Annotated in this window: 10 protein-coding genes; 4 read left to right on the forward strand and 6 right to left on the reverse strand. The window is 57.0% G+C overall.

What is annotated here, in order from left to right; genetic code table 11:
* Window positions 1-479 (reverse strand): quinone oxidoreductase family protein (locus tag AC2FNU_RS22965; RefSeq protein ID WP_496793137.1); only part of this gene is annotated, 479 nt, incomplete at its 3' end.
* 91 nt (window positions 480-570) lie between these two features.
* Between AC2FNU_RS22965 and AC2FNU_RS22970 the strand changes: the two genes are divergently transcribed.
* On the forward strand, window positions 571-1,407 hold the full coding sequence (locus AC2FNU_RS22970; RefSeq protein WP_496793140.1) for a LysR family transcriptional regulator: 837 nt from the start codon (window positions 571-573) through the stop codon (window positions 1,405-1,407).
* Between the two features lie 2 nt (window positions 1,408-1,409).
* Here AC2FNU_RS22970 and AC2FNU_RS22975 read toward each other — a convergent pair whose 3' ends face one another.
* From AC2FNU_RS22975 to AC2FNU_RS22990, 4 genes are all read right to left on the reverse strand, one after another.
* Entirely contained in the window at window positions 1,410-2,105 is a 696-nt protein-coding gene (locus AC2FNU_RS22975) for an SDR family NAD(P)-dependent oxidoreductase (RefSeq protein WP_496793144.1), read from the reverse strand.
* An 11-nt stretch (window positions 2,106-2,116) separates the two neighbouring features.
* Window positions 2,117-2,626 (reverse strand): nuclear transport factor 2 family protein, encoded by a 510-nt coding sequence (locus AC2FNU_RS22980; RefSeq protein WP_496793146.1) that lies wholly within the window; start codon window positions 2,624-2,626, stop codon window positions 2,117-2,119.
* 59 nt (window positions 2,627-2,685) lie between these two features.
* Window positions 2,686-3,639 (reverse strand): alpha/beta hydrolase, encoded by a 954-nt coding sequence (locus tag AC2FNU_RS22985; RefSeq protein WP_496793149.1) that lies wholly within the window; start codon window positions 3,637-3,639, stop codon window positions 2,686-2,688.
* Window positions 3,640-3,838: 199 nt separating this feature from the next.
* On the reverse strand, window positions 3,839-4,735 hold the full coding sequence (locus AC2FNU_RS22990) for a LysR family transcriptional regulator (RefSeq protein ID WP_496793150.1): 897 nt from the start codon (window positions 4,733-4,735) through the stop codon (window positions 3,839-3,841).
* Window positions 4,736-4,876: 141 nt separating this feature from the next.
* On the opposite strand from AC2FNU_RS22990, the gene AC2FNU_RS22995 reads away from it, so the two are divergent.
* The 3 genes from AC2FNU_RS22995 to AC2FNU_RS23005 are packed head-to-tail and all read left to right on the forward strand — an operon-like array spanning window position 4,877 to window position 6,383.
* On the forward strand, window positions 4,877-5,371 hold the full coding sequence (locus AC2FNU_RS22995) for a nuclear transport factor 2 family protein (RefSeq protein WP_496793152.1): 495 nt from the start codon (window positions 4,877-4,879) through the stop codon (window positions 5,369-5,371).
* A 20-nt stretch (window positions 5,372-5,391) separates the two neighbouring features.
* Window positions 5,392-5,784, forward strand: coding sequence for a nuclear transport factor 2 family protein (locus AC2FNU_RS23000; protein ID WP_496793156.1), 393 nt, complete (start codon window positions 5,392-5,394; stop codon window positions 5,782-5,784).
* Complete coding sequence (locus AC2FNU_RS23005; RefSeq protein ID WP_496793159.1) at window positions 5,781-6,383, forward strand: NAD(P)H-dependent oxidoreductase; 603 nt, start codon at window positions 5,781-5,783, stop codon at window positions 6,381-6,383. The genes AC2FNU_RS23000 and AC2FNU_RS23005 overlap by 4 nt, the downstream gene beginning before the upstream one ends.
* A gap of 496 nt (window positions 6,384-6,879) precedes the next feature.
* Here the strand turns inward: AC2FNU_RS23005 and AC2FNU_RS23010 are convergent.
* Window positions 6,880-7,408: LysR substrate-binding domain-containing protein (locus tag AC2FNU_RS23010; protein ID WP_496793161.1), on the reverse strand; the 529-nt coding region annotated here is incomplete at its 5' end.

The following is a 7,408-nucleotide window of genomic DNA, read 5'->3' on the forward strand; positions in this document are numbered from 1 at the left end:
ATTGTACCGACGCCCCCGGCTGCTGCGTGAACCAGTACGGATTTGCCCGCCGCTGCGCCGCCCAGATTGACCAGCATGTGGTAGGCGGTCATCCCGTTGACGGGGATTGCGGCTGCGGTTTCGAAGTCCATGGTATCGGCCAACCGGGTGACGTATGGCGCAGCGATCACCGAATGGGTGCCGTATCCACCTGCTCCAATCGGCCCCATCCACGCCACATGGTCCCCAACAGAGAAGCCTTGTACCCCCTCACCCAGCGCCTCAACCACTCCGGCCCCTTCGACGCCGGGTACGTGAGGCAGGTCGGGCATCATCCCTTCGGGCATCTCACCGCGACGGATGATCGTGTCGATAAAGTTGACCGCCCCAGCTTTGTTCCGGATCAAGATTTCCCCGGTATCGGGGGTTGGGGTCGCCCGGTTGGTTTTGCGCAGAACTTCCGGCTTGCCGGTTTGGCTGATTTCAGTGGCGAAAGGCATGGGTTGTCTCCTTCTGTTGCGCAGAAGGTAGGGCCCGCTCAATAGAATGATAATAGTTGATATTGGGAGTAATAATCTCAAAAATAGAATAATGATCTACAATGACATTGCCCTATTTACTGTCGTCGCCAACCATCTCAGCTTTTCCAAAGCTGCGGAGAGGCTGGGGATACCGCTCAGCCGGGTCAGCCGCAGGATTGCGGAGTTGGAAGACCACTTGGGCACCAAACTGTTCGAGCGAACGACGCGTCAGGTTCGCCTGACGGAAGAAGGTCGTCGCCTTTTGGATCGATGCCAGGACCCGATCGAGGCGCTGCAGGGTGTCGCGGGCTTTACCGACGACACGAGACGCCAGAGCATCCGCATCACGGCGCCTCCGCTGGCCGCGCGCACGACCATTGGCCCTAGGCTGTTGGATTTCGCGGAACAGAACCCTGATGTGGCGCTTGAGATGACCACAACAAACGTCATGCTGGACTTCTTTCGCGACAATATTGATCTGGCCTTTCGGGTCGGCCCGCTGACAGATTCCAGCCTTGTCGCGAAACGGCTCTGGTCAGTCCCTTACTGCTTTTGCGCCGGTTTGAGTTTCATCCAGGAACGCGGGTTTAACGGCCCAGTATCACGGCGCAGCTTTCTGGCGCAGCCTGCGCTGACGGCTGGACAGCCCTGGATGCTTGAGAGTGGGGAAACACTGCATCCGAAGCAGATCGCGCACAGCTTGACCGACCTTGATGTCATTGCACAGGCCGCCCGCCGCAATCTGGGTGTTGCGATGCTGCCTTTGGATCTGGTGGACGATGAGTTGCAACAGCTGCAGGTCACGGATACGACACCAATGACGCGAGACATGTTCGCCGTCTATCCCAGTCGTCGCCTGTTGCCTGCGCGGGTCAGAAAGCTGGTAGATTTCATGACGCCCGGCTAACCCTACCAATCAATTTCGAGGCCATCGCGAAAGAACCCTCCGGTCGGGCCGCCTTTCGGCAAGGTCGCAGCCCAGACAACGCCCTTGGCGCCCTCGGAAATCGGACGTCCCCCGCCCCCCATATCCGTGGCAACCCAGCCGGGGCACACGGCATTGACGAGAATACCCTGAGGCTTCAACGCAGCAGCGGTCTTGAGGGTGAGCGCGTTCAAAGCCGCTTTGGATACGCCATAGCCGGGCGTGCCGGCGGACATGCTGGTCAGCGACCCCGCGCCAGATGAGACGTTGACGATCCGGGCATCCGTGCCTCGTTGCAACAGTGGCACCGCCGCAATCGTCGTCTCCCAAGGGCCGAAAAGATTCGTACCAAACGCTCGACGTACCCGGTCCAGATCGGCGAGGTGGACCTGTTGATCGGTGTCATAGTCCACACCCGCATTATTCACCAGAACATTGAGACGACCGTAGACAGGTTCAACCGTCAAAAAGAAGGCGGCGGCGACAGAGTCCGGACTTGAGACATCCATTTCCAAGGCTTCCACCCCATATCCGATCTCATCCGCAGCAGCCCGCCCTTTTGCCAGATCACGCGCACCCATCAAAACCTTCATGCCATGGTCTCGGGCCAATTGCCGGGATACTTCTTTACCAATACCGCGATTGGCTCCGGTCACGAGTGCGATGCGCTGACTGATCATGTTTCCTTCCTTCAATTCGCCTCGGCCGCGCGCTGGCCGGCAAGCGCCACAAGGTCGCGATCTCCGATTTCCCAAAGTGCGGTCATGGTCATCGATGTGACAACCCAGCGGTCCCCGGATTTTTCGAGCGCATAGTCATAGCGTCCACCCAGTACCCACAAGCCATCCTCAATGCGGTGGGTTGCAGTGAAATCGGCTTGGGCTGAGGCGGATGTATCGGACAGAGAGGTGATCGTGTGATTGGCTACCATGTGGTGCGTCGAGTCGAAACCGGGCAGGAATGCGGACCAACCTGCGACGAGTTCGTCGGCGGGTTGGGTAACCGGGTCACCGCCCCAAAGGCTGGTGTAGTCGGTCGTCACTGTATCGGCAAAAGCGCCGCGCACGCGGGTCCAGTCGTGGCGGTCAGCGCCCGCTGCGATATCGGTGATCGCGGTTGAAATGGTGGCATGCTGATCGGCGAAAGCTGCGGTTCCGATCATGGAGACGGCAGCAAGGGTCGATGTGAGTTTTCTGTGCATGAGGATGCTCCTAATAGATGACGGTGGACGCTGAAAACTATTCAGCGTCCAAATAAGGCTTATTTGGTCGAACCGGCGCGGAAGTGGTCAGCGACGGTATCGGCCGCGCGGGTCACATCCTCGGGGTTGTCGTAAAAGTCGAACTGCGTGACATCCTCCAGCCACTGGGCGGTCGCCTCTCCTGCAAAACCGGCGAGGAAGGTCTGCACACCCTGAGGAATCGCCGCGCTTTCCGAGTGCACAATGGCCAATGGCTTGTCCAAACGTTGTGGATTGTCGGCGGGGTGATAGGTCAGCCAGCCTTCCCAGCCTGCATTGTTCCACTTGTCGTCATATTCGGGGATGCCGCCACGATCGGCCTCATAGTAATACCCACCAATCGGCATCAGAACGCCCTCGGCACCTTCGGGGCCTGCTGCAGGAATGATCTGACCCCCTGCGGCTTCGGCGGCATGGGACACCTCAATCAGCCCGGCAACCCCTTCTTTGCCGCCATAAACTGCTTCGACGATCTCTTCATTCTGAAGCCAGGGTGCAACCAAACCCAGCCGCTGAACCAGCGGATTACCGGAAACGGCATCGACCATGTACCCGGCCGAAGCGCAGATCCCGAGCCCGTTGATGTGATCGGCATCCACCTCAGGAAGGGTCGCAACATATGCAAACGCTGCCTTGATGTCCGAGGTTTTGGCCTTTGGGCTTTCGACGAAGCGCACGTTGTTTGGCAGATCGCCCGATTTGCCCCAGCCCCTGAAATCAAAGGTGAAGGCAGCAAAGCCGCGCTCAGCCATTTCGCGAGCATAGTTCGCAGGCATCTGTTCTTGAACCGAGGTCCATGCTCCGGTGACGACAACCGTGGGCAAAGGCGCGTCGCCGCGTTCTTCTGGCAGGTACAGCGTGCCGGTCAGGATGGCGCCTTCGTTCTCAAAGGTTACAGTGCGGGTTTCAACCTGCGCAATCGCGGCCGTCGAAGCCATCAGCGCAGCGGCGGTGTTCAGGGCGAGGGTGTTCATAGCGGTATCTCCCAAAATCTGTCTGGATGGGCACAAGCCCGATGACACCTGAGATACGCTGTCGCCGGCAGGGATACTTGCACCGGACTGCCTGGTTTTTGAAAGATACTGCTTCAGACGGGTAAATATCTGCTTATCATAGGGGCAATGAGCGGCTCCGGATTGCAATTCTCGATATGTTGGAACTGCGCGCGCAGGGTCAAACGCTTTGTTGGCGCTTTATGTGGTCGATGAACAGCCTCAAGGGCATCATAGATTTGTACTCGCGAGGGAAATACATGAAAATACCGGGAGTCAAACCTAAGTGATCCTCAAGAACTGGTGTCAAAACTCCGCTATCAATCTGTGGGGCGACATAAGCCCTGAAGGTATAGGCTAACCCTAACCCTCTCTTCGCCAGATCGACAGTAGCAGGAAGGGCGTTCGCGATCAGATTGCCTTGAACGTCGACAGAATACTCTCCTTCGCTCGATTGAAAGCTCCACGGCGCGATCTGGCCTGAAGACTGGAACCTGTAGCGGATACAGGTGTGCCCCAACAAATCATGCGGCCTATCCGGGATGCCCCGTGCCGCCAGGTAGTCCGGGCTGGCGACAACAGTCACCGGAAGCGGCGACGTCAACCGCACCGCCACCATGTCTTGTGCCACACGATCCCCCAAACGGAATCCAGCATGCAACTCCTCACCGAGTATGTCTGAAAGCGCATCCGTCAGCGACAGTTCCAGTTCGATCTCGGGATACGCGGTGCCAAAACTCTTGAGGATCGGAGCAACATAGAGGTGATACGCAAACTCTGGCATCGCCAGTTTCAATGTGCCCCGCGCAGCGTGACCGGTGCTGCGTGCGCTTTCGACGGCTTCGGAGAGTTGATCAAAGGCGGGCCCCGCGCCGCGGATTAGGGCGCGCCCGGCCTCGGTCAGGCTGATCGAGCGCGTTGTTCTAATGAAGAGCGCAGTGCCCAGCTGTTCTTCCAACGCTTTCAATTGATGGCTAACGGTCGACGGCTTGATACCCAGCGCCTCGGCCGCAGCACGCAACGATCCGTGGCGCGAGATGGCGGTAAAGACTTCAAGCGTGGCAAGTGGCAGGCGCATCGTGTTCCCGAATTACTTCATTATTCGATATCGTACATGAAAGTAGTGCTAATGGGGTGAATTATCACGCCTCTACGGGATTGTTAGCTTCGTGTCATCGCAGCCCAAAAGGTTGTCACCACGTATTCAGGAGGACACAAGATGAACACTCTGACCAAAGTTGCTGCCCTCACCGCTGCTCTGATCACAGGAGAGACCGCCACGGCCGCATCCCCCGAAGACAATATTAAGGTCGTACAGGACTTCTTTTCCGCCTATGGAGCCAACGATCTGGACGGCATCGCAGCCGTGATGGACGAAAACGTCAAATGGCACATCCCGGGTCGCCACCCCCTGTCTGGAACCAAGACTGGCCGGAACGAGGTACTGGCCTTTTTCGAACAATTGGGCATCGCCGGATTTCAGGCCGAGCCCATCTATTTCGGGGCGGATGAGACCCATGTGGTTGATATCCACCGTGGCTGGTCGAACGCTGATGGCAAACCGAACGTCGATACGACATGGGCCCTCGTCTATCGGATCGAGAATGGCAAGATCGTCGAAGCAACCAACCTGTCCGCCGATCAGGATGCGGCAAACACGTTTTTCTGGTCCCAATACTCGCTGGCTCCAGTCCCTGAGCGACTGGCCAAGTAAACCATCGACAGGTGCTTAAAGTGACCGATTACCCCGAAATTCGCAGTTTCATCGCTGACTGGTTTACCAGGTTTGACAGGCTGGATCCGATCGACGCATTCCTGCCTGACCTCCACCCAGATGTGGACTGGGACATGCCAGACGTCGACACCACACTCAGCGGCCATGATCGCGTGCGTGCCTGGTATCGTGGCGTGCTTGAAACCTTGCAGCGCCCGACCGAGCATCACGTCAGCAATGTCGCAATAACAACCGGCGCAGCCCAGTTCGAAGTTCTGTTTCGTGCCACGACCATCGCGGGAGACCACATCGAAGCCCGCGTTCAGGAAAACTGGCGCTTTGAAACCCGACCCGATGGCCGTCCGCTGATCACGCATTATTCGGCAACATTCCTACAAGAGGCAGAAACATGAAAACCCTCGTACTAACCGCTCACCCCGATCTAAGCAAATCGCGCATCAACCGCGCTTGGTTCGACGCGCTTTCTGAAGCATCCAATGTAACGACCCGCGATCTGACCGCCGTTGGCGGTACCGAGATGCGCTTTGACATCGAAACCGAACAGACCTTGTTGTTGGCTCATGACCGTGTCGTGTTTCAATTTCCATTCTATTGGTATTCCGCACCACCGGTCATGAAAGCCTGGATGGATCAGGTGCTGAACTATGGCTTCGCTTATGGGCCAGGCGGTGACCGATTGAAGGGGCGTGAGCTGCTGATCCTTGTCTCGACCGGTGGTCCAGAGCACAGCTATCACGCAGGTGGGTACAATAACTTTTCAATGGCTGAGTTTCTGAAACCGTTTCAGCAGACGGCGATCCTGTCGGGAATGACCTATCTGCGGCCCTTCGTGGCGCATGGGATGGCGGTCGCGACCCTGGAACAGATCGAAGAAAACGTTCCCCTTATGCTGGCCTACTTGAGTGATCCCGAACTGGACCCCAAAGTCAGACAGGCGCGCCTGCTCAAGCAATTGGAAGATGATCCCACCCTTGCGTCTGCGGTCAGCTAATACCCATCAGTCCCGCACCGGATCGAATACTGCAAGCGTGCAGACCGGTGCGTGGCACGTCAGTCCGTTGAAATTTTGATCACCCAGCGGGCCCCCTGCGCAAACGCCTGACCGATCTCGACCTTTCAGCTGAACATCCGGTCTGTGCCGAGCTTGCCGAAACAGGTGCCACCGACTTTTTGGCCAACCCGCTGGAATATGGCGACACGTCAGTTTAGGGCACCAGCTTCAGCTCGAACGCGGCGGGGGGATTTTCGGACAAGCATGTCCAGTACATCGAAGACACGCGCTACGCGTTTGCGACCAAGTGAAGGCTTTTTGTGAGCATTTGGCCATGCGCCTTCTCTATTGCGCATGTGAAGTCGACACAGGCAAACCTCATCTGGCACGTCTAAAAAGTGAAGGTGATGCGTCGCAGCTTTGCCTTCCAAAAGCGACTTTTCCACAGAGCAAGTAAAGCGTTGGAACAAACTGTGACATAGAGCGAACTCCTGGTTTACCGGATGTTTCCTGTGCTAAGTTGATCCGCCAGCTGATCAAACACCAACCTGATCCTTCGTGCGGTATGCAGCTCGGAGTGCGTCGCCAGCCAAATCGGGAACTTAAACGGCTCGCGGTCGGGAAGCACGCGCTCTATACCTGGTGTCAAGGCAGCCACATCATCCGACATTACACTTATGCCAAAACCTTGGCGCACCAGTTCCCAGGATACAATCCCGCTTTGCGAGCCAATCCTGAAGCTTTTTCGGGTGACTTTTATGCCCGCCGGATCGAGAAAACCGATCATCGTGTCGATGTCCCCAAACCCGACAAAGTCCAATTTCGCAAGTTCGTTTTCATTTTTTGGTCGCCCCACCTGATCAAGATACGAAGGTGCTGCGTAAAAATGGGCGGTGGCCTCGGCGACAAGCTTTGCTGTCAGATCTGGCTGAGTTGGACGTACATGTCGGATTGCGATATCAGCCTCACGTCGCTGTATGTCTCGTAAGTCATTTGCAGCAACAACGTCTATCTCCAGTCGCGGT

It is taken from the genome of Ruegeria sp. BHSB064, from assembly GCF_059613205.1.

Bases quoted from the DNA above. Each gene is read 5' to 3' on its own strand.
- AC2FNU_RS22970 (WP_496793140.1), top strand. From the start codon at position 571: ATGATCTACAATGACATTGCCCTATTTACTGTCGTCGCCAACCATCTC.
- AC2FNU_RS22975 (WP_496793144.1), bottom strand. From the start codon at position 2,105: ATGATCAGTCAGCGCATCGCACTCGTGACCGGAGCCAATCGCGGTATT.
- AC2FNU_RS22980 (WP_496793146.1), bottom strand. From the start codon at position 2,626: ATGCACAGAAAACTCACATCGACCCTTGCTGCCGTCTCCATGATCGGA.
- AC2FNU_RS22985 (WP_496793149.1), bottom strand. From the start codon at position 3,639: ATGAACACCCTCGCCCTGAACACCGCCGCTGCGCTGATGGCTTCGACG.
- AC2FNU_RS22990 (WP_496793150.1), bottom strand. From the start codon at position 4,735: ATGCGCCTGCCACTTGCCACGCTTGAAGTCTTTACCGCCATCTCGCGC.
- AC2FNU_RS22995 (WP_496793152.1), top strand. From the start codon at position 4,877: ATGAACACTCTGACCAAAGTTGCTGCCCTCACCGCTGCTCTGATCACA.
- AC2FNU_RS23005 (WP_496793159.1), top strand. From the start codon at position 5,781: ATGAAAACCCTCGTACTAACCGCTCACCCCGATCTAAGCAAATCGCGC.